This is a genomic window from Ignatzschineria larvae DSM 13226 (assembly GCF_038500265.1).
Taxonomy (GTDB): domain Bacteria; phylum Pseudomonadota; class Gammaproteobacteria; order Cardiobacteriales; family Wohlfahrtiimonadaceae; genus Ignatzschineria; species Ignatzschineria larvae.
The window spans coordinates 2,450,734-2,471,189 of record NZ_CP150637.1; the positions used below are offsets into that span (position 1 = coordinate 2,450,734).

A 20,456-nucleotide genomic window follows, 5' to 3' on the forward strand; every position below is an offset into this window, starting at 1 on the left:
ATTATGTTTATTGATAATATAATTTTGTTTTATTTTTAAATGCATTATTAATGTTGGTGGCGGTTATAAAATTATGACAAATATTTATCAAGTTCAACATCACTCAATAAATGCTGTAAAAGAGCATCCTTTTCAATTAGAGAAAGAGATGCAGCGTGTTTTTGAAGAGAATCTCACGCTTTTCACAGGATTGACTTTGGTACGTTCGGAATTTTCTTTAAAGCAGTTTCGTTTTGATACAGTTGCTTTTGATAAAGATAGACAAGCGTTTGTGATTATTGAATATAAGCGGGATCGTAGTCAGAGCGTTGTTGATCAAGGCGTTGCTTATCTCAATGCTATGCTCGAATATCGAGATAGTTTAATTATTGAATATAATGAGCAAAATCCTGATACGCACTTGTTACGTAAAGATATCGATTGGAGTCAAAGTCGGGTGTTATTTGTGGCAAATAGTTTCACTGATTTTCAGAGAAATGCTACTAATTTTAAGAATCTGGGTATTGAATTAGTAGAGTTTAAACGATATGACAACGGTATCTTAACGGTGAATTTCCTAGAACGCTCTAAGAATGCTCCGACATTAGAGGCAAGTACTTTTGGCGAATCGAATGGATCTTATAGTGGTGCGTCTATTAAAGCAAAAGTGATACCCGCAATTCCAAAAGAGATTATTGAGTATGACGAGGAGTATCTATTACAGGGGAAACCTGATGCCATTTGTGAGTTATTTCAAAAATTTAAAGATGCCATTTTAAATTTAGATGATAATTTAGAGCTCAAATTTAATAAGCTATATGCCTCTTTTCGAAAAGATCGTTCTAGTATTGTCGATATTCATTTGCAAAAGAGCGCTTTGAAGCTCTGGATTAATGCTATCTGGGGAACACTGGATGATGCTCGAAACCTCTTCCGAAATGTTAGCCAATTAGGTCATTTGGGCAGTGGGGATTATGAAGTGACTATTACAGACACTAGAGATTTAGAGTATATCTTGAGTGTAATTAAGCAGAAGTTGTAATGATTGTGTGATTCATTTAATGTAGTAAACAAATCAAAATGCCTTACTTATTAATGATGAGTAAGGCATTTTTTATGAGATATAAAGTTATAATAAGTCATGCAATAATTAAGCAATATTACGCGCTTCATCTTCTTTCATAATGGCTTGGAGTAATGTCGCAGTCTCTTTACAGCGTTCGGCAAAATCTTCTAAGGCCTTATCCATCTTGTCGATTTCAGCAGAGAGTTGATCGAACCAATCTTCATTGGTAGCGCTATTGTCGATCTCGAAAGTGGACACTGCGAGATGATTGATATAGGGAGTAAAGGGTTTACTATGCTTATGTAGTAGCTGTTGAGCTTCATAGAGAATCGGCATGTTGTCATCAATATAGCGGCTAAAGGATTCCCGCACGAGATCGGCTTGAACCGCATAATTCGTGCGTTGTACTCGGATGGTGATTGCTTCCCCGGTTGCAGCGATCTTTTCCCAAATGCCGGTATCTAAGGCACCGAGATAGTAGGAGCAAGATGAAGCTTTGAGCAGAATTCGACTAGACTCTAATAATTTACCGCTCACTTCAAAATCGATATCGTCAAGTTGGGCGATGATAGGTTGATAAGCGTATTGCATAAAGGTCTCCTTAGAATGGATAAAATCAAAAGTCTAATGGTCAATGAATACAATGTTGCAGGATGAGACGGTTTAAAAGTACCTACAAGCGACATCTGTGTAAGAAATTATGAGCAGGGATCTTACTCAAACATCACTTGCAGGTGCATTTGTGATTGCCTCTAAAAGGAGGCAGTTATTGGATTAATCAACTTGAATCACTTCAGAGATGATATTCATCTGTGCTTGAGGCATAAGCCCTTTATAAAGAACTTTGTTCTCATTGAGTTTGATCTCTTGCACTAGTTTCTGTTGAACCATAATATCCATTAATGTTTTTAAAAGATTGGGATCTAATTCCCCAAGCGCTGTTTTCTGTGCGATTTGATCAATAGTCGCCATGCCGAGTTTTGCTACTTCCTCACTCCCGGTTTTGGTGATTTTTTTAAGAGCCTTTTGTTGGCTTTTAATCAAGCGCCCAAGGCGGTATTTCATATCAAATTTCACAATCGATGCAGATAGGTAAACGCTTGCACCCACAGCGCCTAATACTGCTAGAGTAATCCACCACCAAGCACTATCCTCTAAAAACTTGTACGCAAAATAACCAAATAGAGCTGCTACAACCATCATAAAAAAGGTGTAGCCCGAGGGTATTGCATCAAAATTTGTGCTATCTTTTTCAAGTTCTTTTACGGCGATCCGATATTGCTCAATTTTTTCTTGTTGTTGTGTAACTTTCTCTATTGCTCTTGCAAATTCAGTATTCACGTGCCCTCCTATGCTTTAGGAGCCGCAATTGGGTATTTAATAGGGGCGTTTTGTAATAGATCCGCTTTGGCTTCTTTAGTTAAGACTAGCAGTTGTGGAGAAATCGTTTTTTCTCGCAAGATATAGTTTTTCTGTTGATCGATAAAATAGAGCTTAATATCGACTTTAAAATGCCCCATACGTGCATCCTCTTTGATAAGGTAAAGCTCGCCGCCTAAAGCAGTAAGATTTTGAGCCTTTGCTGTTTTGATCATATCTTGATCGACAGATGGGCTGAGTTTCTGAATCAATTCATCGAGCGTTAATGATTCTGTCTCAAACTGTTTGGCAAATTGTTCAAACATATTGCCTAGTGCATCAAGTCCTTGTGCCATCTGATCAATCAGAGAAGGTCGTTGCTTCTGATTGCTTGCAGAAGGGTTGTTTTCGGTGGTTTGATGTTCAGCTGTTCGATTTTCAGCAGTTTGATTCCCCAAGGTCGGATTGCCAACATTGTCACTATGTACACGGTTTTCTTCAGTGGCTTTACTATCAGCACCTGAAGTTTGTGAGGTCATCTCTTCTTGAAGAGGCTGTTGATTGTTATAGTTCTGAGTCATAATCGATTCCTTTATGATTTAGTTGGCAAGGGCGAGTTGTTCAGTGGTTTCATTAGAGATATCCACTTCTTGCTGTTTTTTCAGCGCATTTCTAATGTGTTCAGGAACATCGTTTGCTTCGACTTTTTTCTCAACAATATGTTCTCTCCATTGATCCTCTTCAGGATTGTAAGAGTAATGTTTGATGATGTTTTTAAGCACAGTGCCTACTTTACGAACTAGGGTTACAGCACCTTGTACTAAGCGTTTATAGCGATCGGGCAGTAAGTCGTAAGCGCTTTTGAGAAAGCTGACAATTTGTTTCCAAAATTTTGAAACGATGACACCTGCAGCAAATGCAGCTGCGCCGATTAATAAGAGTGGGATCATACTTTTAATTCCTCTGTTTTTTCTGAGCCTAATTGAGAGACAACATACTCTTCGCTAACAATCCGCGAGGTTTCTGTTGTTGGAGATTTTGAACCACCTGTGTGATTCGATGAATGTGTGTGTGCTTCACCACTATTAGCTTTCTTACTCTTTTTAATTTCATCAATCGCTTTGATAAAGTCACTTTGATCTACTTCAGTGGCACCTTTACGCGCAGCTGCCATCGCGGCTTTGCGAACACTATTGGAGATATCACTGCCGGTAAGTGTTTCTGACACTTCGGCCAGTTTTTGCAGATCTGCATTGTGGGGTAATTTACGTGGAATATATTGTTGCCATAGTTTTAACCGGCACTCGGTATCGGGGAGCGCAAAATAGATATGTGCAAGGATTCTGCGCATAAATGCCGGATCGTAGTTCTCGATAAAGTTAGTGGTAAAGATAATTAAACCATCATGATTATTCATCTCGGTGAGTAAGACTGAACGGGTCTGATTAACGCTGACATCTGTTGCATGAGACATGCCGGTGACGCGGCGACTGAGCATTGCATCGGCTTCATCGAAGAAGATAATGGCATTATGTTCTTTTGCTTGACGGAAGATCGAGGCGATATTTTTGGAGGTTTCACCGACATATTTCGATTCAAGACTTGCATAATCGATCATAATCAGCGGATGACCTAGCTCTTTGGCAATCCCGTAAGCAGCCATCGTTTTCCCGGTTCCGGGAGGCCCGTAGAGATTAATGGCGGTCTGTTTCTGATGTTGATGGGTTTCATTTAAACCCCAATCTTCATAGAGTAATTCTTCATGGGCTTTATGGGCTAGAAAGTCCTGAATACTTGCTGCCGTATGTTGGGGCACAATCAGGTCATCGAGTGAATATTTAGGGGTAACAATATTGAGCTCAAGCTCTGATTTTTGAGCTTGCGCTTGTTTCTCTGCTTCAGCTTTAGCAGCTTGTGCTGCGATATTCGCTTCTTCTTCAGCGCTAAGACGCGGTCCTATCGGCATAGTGGCTCCATCATTAATACACAGGTTTAATCGGATTTTATAATTCGTTTTATATAATCTCCCTAGCGTATTTGAGCGCTAGAGAGGAGATAACTCGAGATGTTTCTGGAGATCGCGCTATCTATGTGTGTATCTTAATGGAGGGGTTTGACAGGATGTGTCATATATAAAAATATTTTCAATTATTTTTATCAAGTAATTTTTCTTGATAAGAGAGATGCGCTGAATATCGGTCTTTTTTAAGAGAATAGAAGAGGCAAATCATTCTTAATTAAGAAACAATAGGATACATTATTGATCACTTTGGGGATTATTATTAAGGGCATTATCTAGAGAGTTATTGAGAGAATTATAAAGGCTGTTGTAAGTAGTTATAAGTCGTTATAAGAGATTTTAAAAAGAACATAAAATCTTACTAAACAACACTTGCAAGATGCCGGATAGAACAACTTCCTTGTCTCTTACAACCAATGTGCCGGCATTTAAATAAGCTTATTTTGAACTGATTTCACTATAGTGTTCATTTTAATGTTTTATTAATGTTCGCTCTCTATTCTTGCTTCTTAACGGTTTGTTACAGAAGTGAGAATTCATGATGAAATCCTTTTTATTACTCAAAACTTATTTTGCGAAATGGCAGGTACAATTGCCGCTTTATCTAGTGTTATTGCTCACCTCCTTGCTATTAGCGGCAGTAGAGAATATCGTTTTCTGGCGAGAGTTTTTCTATTTAATGAGCTTTGATGGCTTTGGCAGCTATCTCTTTGCTTTTTCGGTATTTCTCGTACTTTGGTCAGCCAATTTAATCATTGTCTCCTGCTTACTGTGGAGACGTATCGGCGCAGGTATTTTGTTGATACTACTGCTTTTATGTACGATTTTTAACTACTACTCTTATCGCTATCAGATCTATATGGATCGCGATATGCTCATTAACATTATCGAAACCCACAGCGGAGAAGTGGTTAATCTTTTAAGTTTTCAGTTAGTGATTTGGATTTTATTGGGGGTATTAGTACCGTTTGCGCTCTATCTATTGATGAAGGTTAGGCCGATCAGCTGGTGGAAGAGCCTTTTACAGCGAGTATTATTAATAATCGGTGCCTTATTGCTGTCAGGGGCTATAGCGCTGATCTTCTATAAGGATTATGCCTCTTTTTTCCGTAATCATCGACAAGTACAGAAACTGATTATGCCGATCAGCTATGCCACAAGTGCGATCTCTTATCTTAAAAAACAGTATGAGGATCAATTGCCTTTTGAAAAAGTGGGTGAAGATGCGACATTACAAAAGCCTGCAGGATCAGAGAAGACGCTCTTTGTGATTGTGGTTGGGGAAACAGCAAGAAGCAAGAATTTCTCTTTAAATGGATATCAGAAGGAGACAAATCCACTGTTAGCACAACAAGAAGTGATTAGTTTTCGGGAATTCTATTCTTGTGGGACGGCAACCGCCATTTCCGTGCCTTGTATGTTTTCCCGATTAACGCGTGCTAATTTCGATAAGAGCCGAGCTCAGAATCAAGAGAATGCCCTCGATATCTTACAGCGCGTAGGTTACAAAGTATTATGGCGGGAGAATGATAATGGATGTAAAGGCGTCTGTGATCGAGTCCCTACGGAGTTTGTGGAGGAGTATGTTAATCAGCCTCAATCGATCACCGGTTTTTATCATGATGAATATCTGCTTGAGAATCTTAAATCCTATATTGAATCCCAAGAGAATCAAGATGAGAATCTTGTGATTGTATTACACATGAATGGCAGTCATGGCCCCACTTATTATCAGCGTTATCCCGATCATTTCCGCCATTTTACGCCGAGTTGCGATACGAATAAGATTGAAAATTGTGATTTAACCGCACTTGAGAATGTGTACGATAATACAATTCGTTATACCGATTATGTGTTGAATGAAACCATTGAACTGCTTAAAAGTTTTGACGGGGAATATGAGACATCGATGATCTATCTGTCAGATCATGGCGAATCATTGGGTGAAAACCGTTTCTATCTTCATGGTGCACCTTATGCCATTGCACCGAAAGAGCAGACACATGTGCCGTTTATCTTCTGGGCGAATCAGGATTTTTACCAAAACCGGCAATTAAATCAGAATTGTCTTTCAACAATAGCTAAAGCAGATCCCTTTTCACAGGATAATTTCTTCCATTCACTCTTAGGATTACTCTCCGTTAAGACAAAAGAGTATGATGAATCCATGGATCTTTTCAAGGCTTGTAGTCGGGTTCCATAATGTAGATGAGGCTCACCTGCGGGATCGTAATCAAGATACCAGCATTTCACATTGGGAATCGGTTTTGGTTTGAACTTAGTAAGAAGTGTTATTGCATCGCCGAAGGGAATAATCTCGTTCTTACAACAAGTGAGCGCCGGCAGTTGTGGCAAATTCGTTGCTGAGAGATTGATAATCACTCACTTGTGGGCGCGGGATAGAACTGGATTTGCAAGCATTCCCTCCCGCCGGGAATCGGCTTTGATGGTAGCATCATAATGTTAAATAGATTAAGTTTGTAAAGTAAGATTGCAGGACAATAGGATTACAGAAAAACAGGGGATAGAATGAAGATATTAGTCGTAGAAGATGATCTCTTACTGCGAAAGGGGTTAGAGAAAGCTCTGATGAAAGAGGGATATGCCGTTGATGTGGCGGAAAATAGAGAGGAAGCCGAGCGTTATCTCGATTCTCAAGAAGCCTTTTATAGCGCGATTTTGTTAGATTTAGGCTTGCCTGATGGTAATGGCATTACGTTGTTACAGAAATTACGCAATCAAGATAATCAAGTGCCGGTGCTGATTATTACCGCACGGGATACCCTTGATGATCGAGTGCAAGGATTAGACGCTGGCGCTGATGACTATCTGCTCAAACCTTTTGAATTAGCAGAACTCTATGCAAGATTGCGGGCAATTATTCGCCGGCATTGTGGGGTGGCGAATAATCAGGTGGTTATTGATGATTTTACGCTCGATTTGATGCAAAAAGAGATTCATTATCAAGGAGCGCTTTTAGAACTGACCTTGCGAGAATATGCCATTTTATCCCGCTTGCTCTTAAAATATGGGCAAGTGGTTCCGAGAGAGTTTTTGGTGCAAGATCTCTACTCTTGGCAGGATTCCTTAGGATCAAATACGCTTGAGGTTTATATTCACCGCTTACGGCAAAAGCTCGGTAAAGCGCGTATTGAGACGGTACGGGGTTATGGTTATCAATTAGTCTCGGAGTCGAACGCATGAGCTTAAAACGCCGTTTAATGTGGCTATTTTCTCTAATTTTATTGGTTTCAGGTGTGATTATTATCGCCCTTGTCGGTTATGAAACGAGTGAGCAGATGGATATCCTGACAGATACGGGCTTAACCGACAGTGAAAAGATTCAAGAGATGCAACATGAGATTCAAGAGATATTAGTGGCGATCTCTATCTTTGTCGGTGTTGTGCTATTGGGTGCGCTCTTGATGATTCGCTATGTGACAAATCAATTCTTAACGCCTTTTGTCAATCTTGTTGATCAGCTATCAGAGCGGGGATCCCTCAATTTAACACCGATCATCATCGAGTCTCGTTCTAAAGAGATCAGTTTGATAGTGGGGAAAGTGAATCATTTATTGTTGAATATTAGTCAGCGTATTGATCATGAAAAACAATTTACCGCCGATGTTGCCCACGAATTACGAACGCCATTAGCGGGGATGCGATTAACGCTCGAGCTTATGGATGATCTACCGGAGAAACCACTACTGATTGCACGAATCGATGAGCTTTTAATTACGATTGAGCGGTTACTACAATTTGCGCGTGCAAGTCATAAGCTTCACTCGGATCAGGTGGCAGAATTATCGCTCTATCAAGAGGTGATTCAACCGCTACAAAATGAGTATCGAGATAATTTTCCGCATCTTATTATCTGGAATATTCCGGCTGATCTTAAGGTTCGAGGAGATGCGAGTTTACTCTATCTGCTTCTGAAAAATCTATTAGATAATGCACAGTTTTATGCAGGACAAGGGGAGAGCACTGAAGTCTCGGCACAAAAGACGGCGACAGGGATAGCGCTTATTGTCGAAGATCGAGGGCCGGGTATGAGTGAAGCGCAAAGACTCGCGATGACAGAACGATTTCAACGAGCAGATGAATCCCGACAAGGTTTTGGTCTTGGGCTTAATATCGTGCAAAAAATCGTCGAAGCCCATCAAGGTTCTGTACGGTTTGAAGCGAGAAAAGATGGGCGATCAGGACTTCGAGTTGTCGTTTCTCTTGCGATTTAATCAAATATTAAATATCGAGGTATCTCCTTCGACTACGGTTTAACTTTTTTGCATTTTTGCGCTTAATTTTTCACAAAATATATCAATTTTCTTTATGATATAAAGTTGTAGATCCTTATAACCTTATGAGTTATAAGGGAATTATTATATCGGAAGCGCGAGCGTTATTGAGGCTAGGAAGAGGGAGCTATGCAAAAAAAAGAGATTGTAGTTTTAGGGGGCGGAGTTGCGGGTTTAGAATTTATTTATCGATTAGCGCGGCAGGATCGTGGAAAACTATTTAATTTAACACTGATTGATCGTAATGAGTTGCATATATGGAAACCGATGCTTCATACCTTTGCGGCGGGTAGTCAGTCAGCAGATGAACAGAGCATGCTATTTTTAGCACAAGCTAAACGGCATGGGTTTATCTATCAGCCAGGAACGGTAGACAATATCGATCGAGAGACAAGAGAAATCACGTTAGCAGCCCATTATGATGACACCAATGAAGAGATTTTACCTGTTAGAACAGTGCATTATGATTATCTGATTGTCGCAATGGGAAGTCAGAGTAATGACTTTGGGATTAAAGGCGTTAAAGAATTTGCAAGTAAAGTTGATGATCTGCATAGCGCGCTGGAATTTCGCCGAGTTTTTGCGGATCAGTTGATGCGTTCAGCGCTTTTAAAGCAAAAACATCATCTGATTATTGTGGGTGCCGGCGCTACCGGGGTTGAGTTAAGCGGTGAGCTCATCGATCAGCTTAAAATTAGCTCAAGTTATAGCAATGAAGATTTGATGCAATATATGGATATCACTGTTATTCAGGCAGATGATCGTGTACTTCCCACATTTAAACCCTCCATTAGTGAATCGGTACGGCAATCAATGGAAAAAATCGGTGTGAAAGTCTTGCTCTCTACTTCAGTTTCGGAAGTATTTGAAGATCATGTAGCACTTAAAGATGGTGAAACGCTTCCGGCGGATCGCGTGGTATGGACTGCGGGCATTAAAGCACCTGATGTACTTAAAACGGTGAAAGATGCAGAGTTAACTAGAATCTCCCAGTTGATGGTAGACTCCTATTTTCGCGTATTGAATGATGATCGTATTTTTGCCATTGGCGATTGTGCTTATGTGAAAGAGGCACCATTAGCACCGACAGCGCAATCAGCATCGCAAGAAGCGCTCTATTTGAGTCAATATTTTGTGCAGATTATTGCCGGCAATCAATCGATGATTCCAGACTTTAAATATGTCGATCGAGGTTCGCTAGTGAGTATCGGTCAATATGCTTCTTTCGGAATGTTCGGTCGAAATACGGTATTCAAAGGTTTAGAATTTCGAGGGTTATCGGCAAAAGTGGCACATATTACACTCTATCGCCGACATCAGATGCGAATTTTAGGCATTTGGAGTGGTCTTTGCGCTTGGTGTGCCGATCAGTTCCGCCGTTGGGCTAAAACCCGTTAGTTGTATATTGGGATATTATAAGACATCACAAAAAAAGACCCAGTTACATTATGTAACTGGGTAAAATGTGAACGTTTAAAAGGAGGAATAAACGGTTCTCTTTTAATATGGGGATGATTATTCTTTTTCAAAGAGCGGCGTTGAAAGATATTTTTCACCACTATCAGGCAGAATGACGACGATATTTTTCCCTTTATTCTCTGCGCGTTTCGCCACTTCGACGGCGGCTTTAATAGCAGCACTTGAAGAGATCCCGACGAGCAATCCCTCTGTTGCGGCTACCTCTTTAGCCAATTCAAATGCCTCGCTATCAGAGATGGTAATCACTTCATCATAGACTTTAGTATCGAGTGTCTCAGGAATGAAGCCCGCACCGATTCCTTGAATCTTATGGGGACCTGCTGTGCCTTTTGATAGAACCGGGGAAGATTCAGGTTCAACGGCAATCACTTGGATCTTAGGATTTTGGGCTTTGAGATATTCCCCGATCCCGGTAATTGTACCGCCGGTACCAATCCCCGCGATGACGATATCCACTTTCCCTTCGGTATCATTCCAAATTTCAGGACCTGTTGTTTCACGATGTGCTTTGGGATTTGCCGGATTAACAAACTGCCCAAGAATCACCGCATTAGGAATTTCCTTCGCTAATTCATCCGCACGACCAATAGCCCCTTTCATCCCTTTAGCCCCTTCAGTGAGCACTAATTCTGCGCCATAGGCTTTCAGGAGATTTCGGCGCTCGATACTCATTGTTTCAGGCATTGTGAGGATAATACGGTAACCTTTCGCTGCCGCAACGGAGGCTAAACCAATGCCGGTATTGCCGCTAGTTGGTTCGATAATCACCGATCCTTTTTTGAGAATGCCCGCTTTTTCTGCAGTGTCGATCATCGCAAAGGCAATCCGATCTTTCACGCTACCTGCGGGATTCAGGTATTCAAGCTTCCCTAATAATGGTGTAGAAAGGCCTTGCTCACGAGAAAAGCGATTCAATTGTAATAAGGGTGTGTTACCAATGAGTTCAGTTAAGCTTGCGTAAATTTTAGCCATAATGTGGATTCCTCTCTAAAATGTGATAATCATCGGGTCATCTAAAAATGAGTTGACGGATATTAGTCATACCTATAATATATGTTTTATGTGTATTAATCTAACAATATCAGTTTATTTCGCTTATTGTCAATGATATTCACAAGCAGCAGGACTCTTTCTAACTTTTGTAGTTTTCTTTATGGAATCGGTCTTGCTACTTTAAACCTTATCTATTAGGAGATCTTATGAAATTATCTGCCAAATCTCGTTATGCTTTAGCCTCATTGGTGAAGATGGCGCTCGTTCATCAAGCCCAGCCGACGGTGACTGTACTCGAGATTGCTGAAACATTGGAAATCTCTAAGATCTATCTTGAGCGTATCTTCTCCGAATTACGTCGTGGCGAAGTGGTCGGTTCTATTAAAGGATCGCAAGGGGGCTACTATTTAACAAAAGCACCCAATGAAATAACCTTATATGAAATTCTTGCAAGTGTGGAGCCCGCGCTATTTGCCACTAATGATGCAACGGTAGAGACGACTGCGCCGAAAATTGAGCGTGCGCTGACAGCGGTTGTTTATGAACCGATGCACACTACATTAGAAACCTTACTGAAAGGCATTACCCTCTCTGACATCGCATTACAAGCGCAAGGGGAAGAGGGGAATTATATGTATTATCTGTAAGCGCAATCGTTAGCCAATTGTTAGCAGATTGTTAGCAGATTGCTATTCGTCATTGAAGAAAACCCGATATCTGTAGAAGATACCGGGTTTTTGTGTTAATGGGCAACTATTAAGATAATGTTTTAAGTATTACGTTATCCGAATCTTCAGCTTAGTTCTCTTCTATGATTTCAATTGTTTCAATGACTGCTTCAACTTCGATGATTGTTTCACCTTCAGTCTCAGTATCATCACAGCAATCTGCATCATTTTCTTCAATACGACTCATACCGACTAAGGTATCACCCTCATCTAAGCGAATGAGACGAACGCCTTGGGTATTTCGGCCTAAGATGGAAACTTCATCCACGCAGGTACGTACCAAAACGCCATTAGAAGAGATGAGCATTACTTCATCATGATCTTCAACGATACAAGCACCAATAATCTGGCCATTTCGTTCGGATGTTTGGATACCGATGACCCCTTTACCGCCTCGATTACGTTTAGTAAATTCAGCAATCGGTGTCCGTTTACCATAACCATGTTCTGTGGCAATGAGGACAACGGCCTCTTCATCAGCGAGCATCATGGTAATGACGAATTGCCCTTCAGAGAGTGAAATACCTTTTACCCCACGAGAGCTTCGACCCATAGCGCGTACATTCTCTTCACTAAAGCGATTGACAAGCCCTGTATTGGTGAAGAGCATAATATCGTCTTGACCATTGGTAATTTGTGTTCCGATCAGCTCATCACCCTCATCAAGATTGACGGCAATCAATCCGCTTGATCGTTGGCTGGCAAAACTTGAGAGAACGGTTTTCTTCACAACCCCATATTTAGTGGCCATAAAGATATAACGATCATCATCATAACTATCTACCGGGAGAATAGAGGTAATACGCTCATCTGTTTCTAAGGGAAGGAAGTTAATAATGGGACGACCACTTGCACCACGACCTGCTTCCGGCAATTCAAAGGCGCGGAGCCAATAAACCTTACCGTAAGAGGAGAAGCACATAAGCTGTGCATGGGTGCTGACGACCATTAAATGTTCTACATCATCCTCATCGACCACTTTAGCGGCAGATTTACCACGACCGCCACGACGTTGAGCACGATACTCATCGAGTTTTTGATATTTGATATAACCTCGGCGCGAGAGTGTAACAACTACATCTTCTTCGGCGATCAGATCTTCAAGGTTGATATCTTCGGCAGCTGCGCGAATTTCTGTACGGCGAGCATCGCCAAAATTGTCCCGAATATCGGTAAGTTCTTCTTCAATTACTTCCCGTAAACGATCAGGATTAGTGAGGATTTCAATCAATTCACGAATAGTATCTAATAACCCACGATACTCTTCTAAAATCTTATCTTGTTCAAGGCCGGTTAAGCGTTGGAGGCGCATATCAAGGATCGCTTGCGCCTGCTCTTCTGAAAGACGATATTCACTACCGATTAAGCCCACATTTTCTAAACCATCAGGCGTTGTTTTGAGCTCTGCGGCTCTCTCTAACATAGCCCCTACACCGCCAGGTTCCCAAGTGCGAGCGAGCATACGCTCTTTTGCTTCAGCACCGGTTGCAGAGGTCCGAATGAGTTGAATCATCTCATCGATATTCGCAAGAGCCACAGTGAGCCCCTCTAATAGATGAGCGCGAGCGCGGGCTTTTTTGAGATCAAAAATCGTCCGGCGTGTAATGACTTCTTGACGATGTAGTAAGAAGGCTTCTAAGACTTCTTTGAGATTTAAAAGCTTCGGCTGACCACGATCGATCGCCACCATATTGATCCCAAAGCTGGATTGAAGTGCTGTATGTTTGAAGAGTTGGTTGAGGATTACTTCCCCCATTTCACCACGACGCAGTTCAATGACAATACGCATCCCATCTTTATCTGACTCATCGCGTAAGCCATCTGGCGCAATGCCTTCGATGATCTTTTCTCGATAGAGTTCTACGATTCGTTCAATGAGGCGAGCTTTATTTACCTGATAAGGGAGCTCTGTGATGATAATGACATCGCGTCCCCGTTTTTCATCGTGTTCTATTTCAGCTTTTGCCCGAATAATCACGCGGCCTCGGCCGGTGTGGTAAGCCTCACGAATTCCTTTGGTACCATTGATAATCCCTGCTGTTGGGAAATCTGGCGCAGGAATATATTGCATCAGTTCATCAATAGTGAGCTCTGAATTGTGTAAGAGCGCAAGTGACGCGTTAATGGTTTCGGTAAGATTGTGTGGCGGAATATTCGTCGCCATCCCTACGGCAATCCCGGAAGAACCATTGACTAATAAGTTCGGAATTCGCGTGGGTAATACAGAAGGTTCACTCTCTGATTCATCATAGTTAGGGACAAAGTCGACCGTCTCTTTCTCGATATCTTGCAGTAAGGCTTCTGCGATTTTACTCATTCGCACTTCGGTATAACGCATTGCTGCGGCTGAGTCGCCATCGATAGAACCGAAGTTCCCTTGGCCATCAATAAGCATATAACGGAGCGAGAAATCTTGTGCCATTCGCACAACAGAGTCATAAATTGCTGAATCCCCGTGTGGATGGTATTTACCCATCACATCCCCGACGATACGGGCAGATTTTTTGTAGGGTTTATTCCAATGATTACTCGTTTGATTCATTGAATGTAAAATACGGCGATGTACCGGCTTGAGTCCATCGCGCACATCCGGTAGCGCACGACCTATAATGACACTCATCGCATAATCGAGATAGGAGCTTCTCATCTCCTCTTCTAAACTAATCGGGACAATCTCTTTGGCAAACTCACTCATTGAACCAACCTTCTCAAACAATATTATAAAAATATAGAACTAATGTAGAAAATAACAGCCGATTATAACATGTTTTGCTAATTAATTCGCCGGTTTGTAAGAGAAAATAGCGGAATATTGATCTATTTATCTCTACTAATATCCCCCTACGTGTTTTAATAAAAATAGCTTAAAATCGATTATTTGCCGAATATTTCGAAATAAGAGAAATAGGAGACGTAAATAACCTTAAAAATAGATGACTTCTTTCTTAAAATTGGGCATAAAAGTTGATAGGATTGATCAATGTCAGAAATTGATAAATAGAAGTCAAAATCAGCAGCTAGAAAATAGGTAAATGATCATAGAGGATAAATGAGAGAGATATGAGCAAGGGACAGGTTCAAGCAGATACAAATGAGTATGGCACACATAATATGAAGCGTTATCTGAAGGGCATTATGATTCTTGCCATCGGATTGAGTCTAGCAGGCTGCGGTCAAACGGGGGGGCTTTTCCTGGTGGAGAGTGAAGCGGAATATAACGAAGGGCACTTTATGCTTCCTTATCGTGGCGATGATAAAGCATCGGCATCGATAGAATCTGAAAATCAGCTAGATACGACCAATGATCTACCGAATCACAACACAGCACAATAATGAGATCAATAATGAAAGATACAATGAATAATGTAGAATTAACCCAAATTGCACACACTTTCCAAACGCCTCTATATCTCTATGATGCCGCGCAAATTGAAGCGAATTACCAAGCGTATCGACAAGGTTTTGGCGATTATCCTCATCTGATCTGTTATGCGGTAAAGGCGAATAGCAATCTCTCTATTTTACAATTACTAGCGAAAATGGGTTCTGGTTTTGATATTGTCTCGCAAGGGGAGCTCAAACGGGTATTAGCCGCCGGAGGGGATCCGAAAAAGGTGGTCTATTCCGGTGTTGGAAAACGCCGGGAAGATCTTGTTTTTGCCCTTAAAGCAGGGATTGGTTGTTTTAATATCGAATCGATCGCTGAGATTCACCTTTTAAATGCAGTTGCGACAGAGTTAAATATCAAAGCACCGGTTTCATTGCGGATTAATCCGAATGTCGATGCTAAGACCCATCCTTATATCTCAACAGGATTAAAAGAGAATAAATTTGGCATTCGAATGGAAGAGGCTTTTGAACTCTATCAGATGATGGCAACCATGCCGGCACTTATGATCGAGGGGATGGATTTTCATATTGGCTCGCAACTGACTGATATTAGTCCTTATGCCGAAGCTTTAGATGTAACGCTTGCCCTGATTGATCGTTTAGCGGAAGCAGGTATTACCCTTAAACACCTTGATATGGGCGGTGGTTTAGGTATTCAGTATGAAGATGAAATATTAATCGATCCCGCTGATTGGATCGCACTTGCGATCGAGAAAATCGGTGCGCGTTCTTTAAAATTGGTGATTGAACCGGGGCGTTCTATCGTCGGTAATGCCGGGATACTTATTACTGAAGTCATTCTTACCAAAGAGAACGAGGGAAAACATTTTGCGGTTGTGGATGCGGCGATGAATGACCTTATTCGCCCGGCGCTCTATGATGCGTGGATGGAGATTCGTAATCTCAGCGATACGGCACAGAATCCGGCAGATATTAAGTCATACGATATTGTCGGCCCTATTTGTGAAACTGGGGATTTTCTTGGAAAAAATAGAATGCTCGCCCTTAAAGCCGGAGATTATCTGATGGTTAAAGATGCCGGCGCTTATGGTTTTGCAATGGCTTCTAATTATAACTCTCGCGGTCGTGCCGCAGAAGTATTGCTACAAGATGGTAAAGCACGCCTTATCAGAACACGGGAAACTGAAGAATCTCTCTTTGAATTAGAGATAGCGCATTTAGTGAGGTAGTCTATTACCTGAACTGGCTATCAAAGTTTCAATATTAGAACCCTCTACTTAACTGGAGAGGGTTTTGTTTTTCGTTTTCCTAAAAGTGTAAAACTCAGCGTCATAGACAGATCTAAAAAGAGATGTTTAGAAGGGGCAATGGTTTTTCAACTGTTCGGAATTTCCGAACAGTTCAAACAGAAGGCGTTAGGCAGTTTTTTAGAAATATCACCCATTATAATTTAGAGATCAATATCTCTAATCTATCCATTCCAATTTCCGTTTCCTTTTTGCGTAGGCAGGGCGTAGAATAACGCTCTATGAATTGCTCAGAATGATCGCTCAAGATGGGCTTGCTTGAAGGTTTAAGGATTATACAATGTTGAAACTCTCTGATTATGATTATCATCTTCCCGAAGAATTGATTGCCCAGTTTCCGCCGAAAGTGCGGGGGACCTCTCGTCTTTTAGTGCCTAAAGCGGGCGAGATTTATGATCATACTTTTGAAGATCTAATCGATTATTTAGAACCGGGAGATCGGATTGTAATTAATAATACGCGCGTATTGCCGGCGCGGGTATTTGCCGAGAAAGAGACCGGTGGTAAGGTTGAAATTATGGTGGAGCGTCTTGTAAGTGAAACCGAAGTTTTAGCGCAAATTAAAGCAAGTAAAGCCTTAAAACCGGGTCAGAAAGTGATTATTGATGGAAAACCGCTGCTTGAGATGGTCGATCGTGATGAGGCATTTTTTTTGTTAAAAACGATTGATGGTTCGCCTATTGCTACGATTTTAGAGATTTATGGCCACTTGCCATTGCCGCCTTATATTACTCGAAGCGATGAAGAGTTAGATCAATCCCGTTATCAAACCGTCTTTAATAAAGAGGAGGGCGCGGTTGCGGCGCCGACAGCGGGTTTGCATTTTACAGCAGAATTTTTAGAGCGTATTAAAGCGAAGGGCATTGATGTTACTGAAATTACATTACACGTTGGAGCCGGTACATTTCAGCCGATTCGCACCGAAGATCTGAATGAGCATCAGATGCATAAAGAGTGGATCAATGTACCGCAATCGGCAGTGGATGATATTGTAGCGACGAAAGTCGCAGGGAAGCGGGTGATTGCTATCGGAACAACGGCAGTGAGAGCCTTAGAGTCCGCGGCATTAACGGGGGAGTTGAAGCCCTTTGTGGGGGATACTAATATCTTTATTAAACCGGGTTTTGAATTTCGGGTGATTGATGGATTATTGACTAATTTTCATCTTCCTAAATCAACGCTCTTAGTGCTTGTCTCAACGCTAATGGGTAAATCTCGGATTGAAGAGATCTATCAACACGCGGTGAATGCTCATTATCGCTTCTTTAGTTATGGCGATAGTATGTTATTAATTCCGAGTTTAGATCAAAAATAGCTGGGTTAAAGAGATTCACAATCATTGGCAATCTCGGGTAAAATAGCCGGCTATTGATCGTTTAGAAGGAACGAAATTGTGAATCGACGTTTAACTATGCAAGATGCGAAAACGCTGACGCTCTCCTCCTTAGGAGGCGCGTTAGAATTTTATGATTTTATTGTCTTTTTAACTTTTGCCTCTACGCTGAAAGTTCTCTTTTTCCCGGCAGAATCGCCTTTAGTGGCGACAATGATGACATACCTGACTTATGCGATTGCCTACTTTGTACGGCCATTAAGTGGCATTGTGCTGGCACATTTTGGGGATTTGATTGGTCGGAAGAAAGTCTTTATGTTTTCGCTCTTTATGATGGCGATACCGACGCTCTGCATTGGTTTATTACCTACTTTTTCAACGGTGGGATATTTAGCGCCGGCGTTATTGCTTATGATGCGTATTTTACAAGGGGTTGCCTTAGGTGGAGAGGTTCCTAGTGCACACGTTTTTGTGACGGAGCACGTACCGAGGGAACGCTTTGGGATTGCCAATAGTGCGGTTGCCGCAGGTTTAACTTTTGGTGTTTTGATCGGCCACTTTGTCTCTTCGATGATGAATCTCTCTTTTGATACGGTGGAAACGCTCGATTATGCGTGGCGTATCCCCTTTATTCTCGGCGGAGTTTTGGGATTATTAGCGGTTTATCTACGCCGTTATCTGCAAGAAACGCCGGTCTTTTTAGAGATGCAGCAGAAGAAAAAACTTCACGAAGGAATGCCGGTTCGCACAATTTTACAGGATTTTAAATGGCAAACCTTTATCGCAACGCTAAGCACTTGGCTACTGATTACCGGCGTTGTCTTAGTGTTATTAGCGCCTAATTTGATGAAATCAGATGTTTTTGGGATTGATGTGGCCTTTGTTAATAAAGCAGCCTTAGTGGCAACTTTTATGAATATCGTAGGAAGTCTTGCGGCAGGACTATTAGTGGATCGAATGGGCTTACGTAAAACGCTCTTTGGTTTTGCCTTACTCCTTGCGGTGACGAGCTTTATCTTCTTCAATTCCCTTGAAAGTCAAGATCTCACAACGATCGGCATACTCTATGCGGTTGCCTCTTTCTTTTTAGGGATTGTTGCCTGTGTGCCGATGATTATCATTCGTCTCTTCCCGGCGGATGTGCGCTTAACGGGAATGGGATTCTCTTATAATATCGGAAATGCCTTATTTGCCGGCCTTACAACTTTTTTAGTGCCGATTATTGCCGAGCATTTTCATCCGATGTTTATCGCATACTATATCCTCTTCCTCTGTGCCCTTGGAATATTCTTAAGTATCTACCTCGGCAGTCGTCGTTTGCCTAAGTATATTTAAGTCGATCAGAAGATCGGGATATAAGTATAGAGAGCTCTATTTGATCGATATTTTCAAAGCCTATTCTGATAGTTCGGAATAGGCTTTTTGCTAATTAAACGAGCGAAATCATTGTGATTATCCTATATACATCAAAAAGCTGTTATTTTTATACCGGTAAATGTAAATTTTATTATATAACTAAATAGACTTATCAGCCCTATACAAGAGGCTATCTTGGTTTAGCTTATATGTTTAATAATCGTTGTTTGAGGATACTAGGAGGAAATTAGATGGAAAGAAGTTCGATTCAGATATTTTGGATCAGCATTGTCACAATGTTACTGCTGATCTTTGTATCACAATATGTGATCGGAAAACAGGAGATCAACCTTGGGGTTGCGGTGATTCCCATATTGCCAATGCTCTTTGCGGTGATTATCGGGATGGTTTTATCTGCCTCTTTCACCCGCAAGAAAATCGCATGGTGGGGGAAGATCTTCACGAAGAAGGAGGAGGATTTCTGCGGAAAAATGGTAGGCTTTAGCTTATTAGTATTAGGAACCCAATATGCCGGAATGATTGTCCCTAATTTGAAGATGATCTTTAGTGTCGGCATACCCCTCTTTCTACAAGAGCTTGGAAACTTACTACCGATCTTTATCGCAGTTCCTTTAGCGGTGAAATTTGGCTTTGGTCGTCGGGCTATTGGTGCCTGCTCCTCCATTAGTCGAGAGCCTTCGATCGCCGTTATTCAAGGGAAATTTGGAACGGGTTCACAGGAGTATATCGGTGTTTTAGCGATCTATCTCTGTGGTTCTGTGATTGGAACCTTGTGGTTTAGTATTTTGGGGAGCTTAGCACCTTTAACAGGATTGAGTCCTCTTGCACTTGCGGCAGGTTCTGGCGTGGGTTCTGGTTCGATGTTAAGTGCGGCTTCTGGCGCTTTAATTAGTGGTTTAGATGAGACGATGGCGCAACAAGTATTGAGTATTGCAGCAGCTTCAAATCTGCTCTCTTCAGTATTAGGTGCGCTCTCTTTAACCTTCTTAGGTCTACCTCTTGCGGAGATGATGTATCGGATTTTTAATAAAAATCAAGATCAAGCGCCACCTTCAGCACCGGCAACGGCGACACTGATTGAGACAGAGCAGGTGTTAGAGGCAAATCTAAGAGAAGAAGGGCTTGAAGAGCAGAAGATTGCACCACCGGATGCATCTTCTCAAACAGAA

At 41.5% G+C, this 20,456-nt stretch carries 17 protein-coding genes and 1 pseudogene; 11 read left to right on the top strand and 7 right to left on the bottom strand.

The features are described from left to right. The first annotated feature begins 73 nt into the window (after positions 1 to 73). Positions 74 to 1,021, top strand: a complete 948-nt coding sequence (locus tag WMO13_RS10170) for a DUF5655 domain-containing protein (protein WP_034855664.1) — start codon at positions 74 to 76, stop codon at positions 1,019 to 1,021. A 108-nt stretch (positions 1,022 to 1,129) separates the two neighbouring features. Here WMO13_RS10170 and WMO13_RS10175 read toward each other — a convergent pair whose 3' ends face one another. The 5 genes from WMO13_RS10175 to WMO13_RS10195 form a co-directional block, all read right to left on the bottom strand. Then, complete coding sequence (locus WMO13_RS10175) at positions 1,130 to 1,636, bottom strand: hypothetical protein (protein WP_026878890.1); 507 nt, start codon at positions 1,634 to 1,636, stop codon at positions 1,130 to 1,132. A gap of 183 nt (positions 1,637 to 1,819) precedes the next feature. Further along, entirely contained in the window at positions 1,820 to 2,386 is a 567-nt protein-coding gene (locus WMO13_RS10180; protein WP_026878891.1) for a phosphatase PAP2 family protein, read from the bottom strand. Positions 2,387 to 2,394: 8 nt separating this feature from the next. Next, positions 2,395 to 2,985, bottom strand: a complete 591-nt coding sequence (locus WMO13_RS10185) for a hypothetical protein (protein WP_026878892.1) — start codon at positions 2,983 to 2,985, stop codon at positions 2,395 to 2,397. 18 nt (positions 2,986 to 3,003) lie between these two features. Beyond that, complete coding sequence (locus WMO13_RS10190) at positions 3,004 to 3,354, bottom strand: hypothetical protein (protein ID WP_026878893.1); 351 nt, start codon at positions 3,352 to 3,354, stop codon at positions 3,004 to 3,006. Then, positions 3,351 to 4,370 carry an ATP-binding protein gene (locus tag WMO13_RS10195; RefSeq protein ID WP_051396216.1) on the bottom strand — a complete coding sequence of 340 codons (1,020 nt, stop codon included), beginning with the start codon at positions 4,368 to 4,370 and terminating at the stop codon, positions 3,351 to 3,353. Before WMO13_RS10195 ends, WMO13_RS10190 begins: the two co-directional genes overlap by 4 nt. A gap of 592 nt (positions 4,371 to 4,962) precedes the next feature. Here WMO13_RS10195 and WMO13_RS10200 point away from each other — a divergent pair. The 4 genes from WMO13_RS10200 to WMO13_RS10215 all read left to right on the top strand — a co-directional run bounded on the left by WMO13_RS10200 (position 4,963) and on the right by WMO13_RS10215 (position 10,117). Beyond that, positions 4,963 to 6,627 (top strand): phosphoethanolamine transferase, encoded by a 1,665-nt coding sequence (locus WMO13_RS10200; RefSeq protein WP_051396217.1) that lies wholly within the window; start codon positions 4,963 to 4,965, stop codon positions 6,625 to 6,627. Between the two features lie 326 nt (positions 6,628 to 6,953). Next, the gene (locus tag WMO13_RS10205; RefSeq protein ID WP_026878896.1) at positions 6,954 to 7,628 is read left to right on the top strand and encodes a response regulator; all 675 of its coding nucleotides are present in this window, start codon (positions 6,954 to 6,956) and stop codon (positions 7,626 to 7,628) included. Next, positions 7,625 to 8,659, top strand: a complete 1,035-nt coding sequence (locus WMO13_RS10210) for an ATP-binding protein (protein WP_026878897.1) — start codon at positions 7,625 to 7,627, stop codon at positions 8,657 to 8,659. The genes WMO13_RS10205 and WMO13_RS10210 overlap by 4 nt, the downstream gene beginning before the upstream one ends. Positions 8,660 to 8,848: 189 nt before the next feature. Then, entirely contained in the window at positions 8,849 to 10,117 is a 1,269-nt protein-coding gene (locus WMO13_RS10215; protein ID WP_051396218.1) for an NAD(P)/FAD-dependent oxidoreductase, read from the top strand. Between the two features lie 117 nt (positions 10,118 to 10,234). Here WMO13_RS10215 and cysK read toward each other — a convergent pair whose 3' ends face one another. After that, positions 10,235 to 11,170 carry a cysteine synthase A gene (gene cysK / locus WMO13_RS10220; protein WP_026878898.1) on the bottom strand — a complete coding sequence of 312 codons (936 nt, stop codon included), beginning with the start codon at positions 11,168 to 11,170 and terminating at the stop codon, positions 10,235 to 10,237. A gap of 227 nt (positions 11,171 to 11,397) precedes the next feature. Here cysK and WMO13_RS10225 point away from each other — a divergent pair, with 227 nt between their 5' ends. Then, the gene (locus WMO13_RS10225; RefSeq protein WP_026878899.1) at positions 11,398 to 11,838 is read left to right on the top strand and encodes an RrF2 family transcriptional regulator; all 441 of its coding nucleotides are present in this window, start codon (positions 11,398 to 11,400) and stop codon (positions 11,836 to 11,838) included. A 151-nt stretch (positions 11,839 to 11,989) separates the two neighbouring features. Here WMO13_RS10225 and gyrA read toward each other — a convergent pair whose 3' ends face one another. Beyond that, positions 11,990 to 14,614 carry a DNA gyrase subunit A gene (gene gyrA, locus WMO13_RS10230; RefSeq protein WP_026878900.1) on the bottom strand — a complete coding sequence of 875 codons (2,625 nt, stop codon included), beginning with the start codon at positions 14,612 to 14,614 and terminating at the stop codon, positions 11,990 to 11,992. Positions 14,615 to 14,979: 365 nt separating this feature from the next. On the opposite strand from gyrA, the gene lptM reads away from it, so the two are divergent. The 5 genes and pseudogenes from lptM to WMO13_RS10255 form a co-directional block, all read left to right on the top strand. Then, positions 14,980 to 15,252, top strand: coding sequence for an LPS translocon maturation chaperone LptM (gene lptM, locus WMO13_RS10235; protein WP_026878901.1), 273 nt, complete (start codon positions 14,980 to 14,982; stop codon positions 15,250 to 15,252). Positions 15,253 to 15,263: 11 nt separating this feature from the next. Further along, positions 15,264 to 16,499 carry a diaminopimelate decarboxylase gene (gene lysA, locus WMO13_RS10240; RefSeq protein WP_051396219.1) on the top strand — a complete coding sequence of 412 codons (1,236 nt, stop codon included), beginning with the start codon at positions 15,264 to 15,266 and terminating at the stop codon, positions 16,497 to 16,499. 361 nt (positions 16,500 to 16,860) lie between these two features. Next, positions 16,861 to 17,892, top strand: coding sequence for a tRNA preQ1(34) S-adenosylmethionine ribosyltransferase-isomerase QueA (gene queA / locus WMO13_RS10245; RefSeq protein WP_026878903.1), 1,032 nt, complete (start codon positions 16,861 to 16,863; stop codon positions 17,890 to 17,892). A 78-nt stretch (positions 17,893 to 17,970) separates the two neighbouring features. Beyond that, a complete protein-coding gene (locus WMO13_RS10250) occupies positions 17,971 to 19,245 on the top strand; it encodes an MFS transporter (protein ID WP_026878904.1) in 1,275 nt (424 codons plus the stop codon). Between the two features lie 272 nt (positions 19,246 to 19,517). Continuing rightward, positions 19,518 to 20,324 (top strand): annotated as a pseudogene (locus WMO13_RS10255) (DUF3100 domain-containing protein); the annotation flags it as partial. Positions 20,325 to 20,456: the final 132 nt, after the last annotated feature.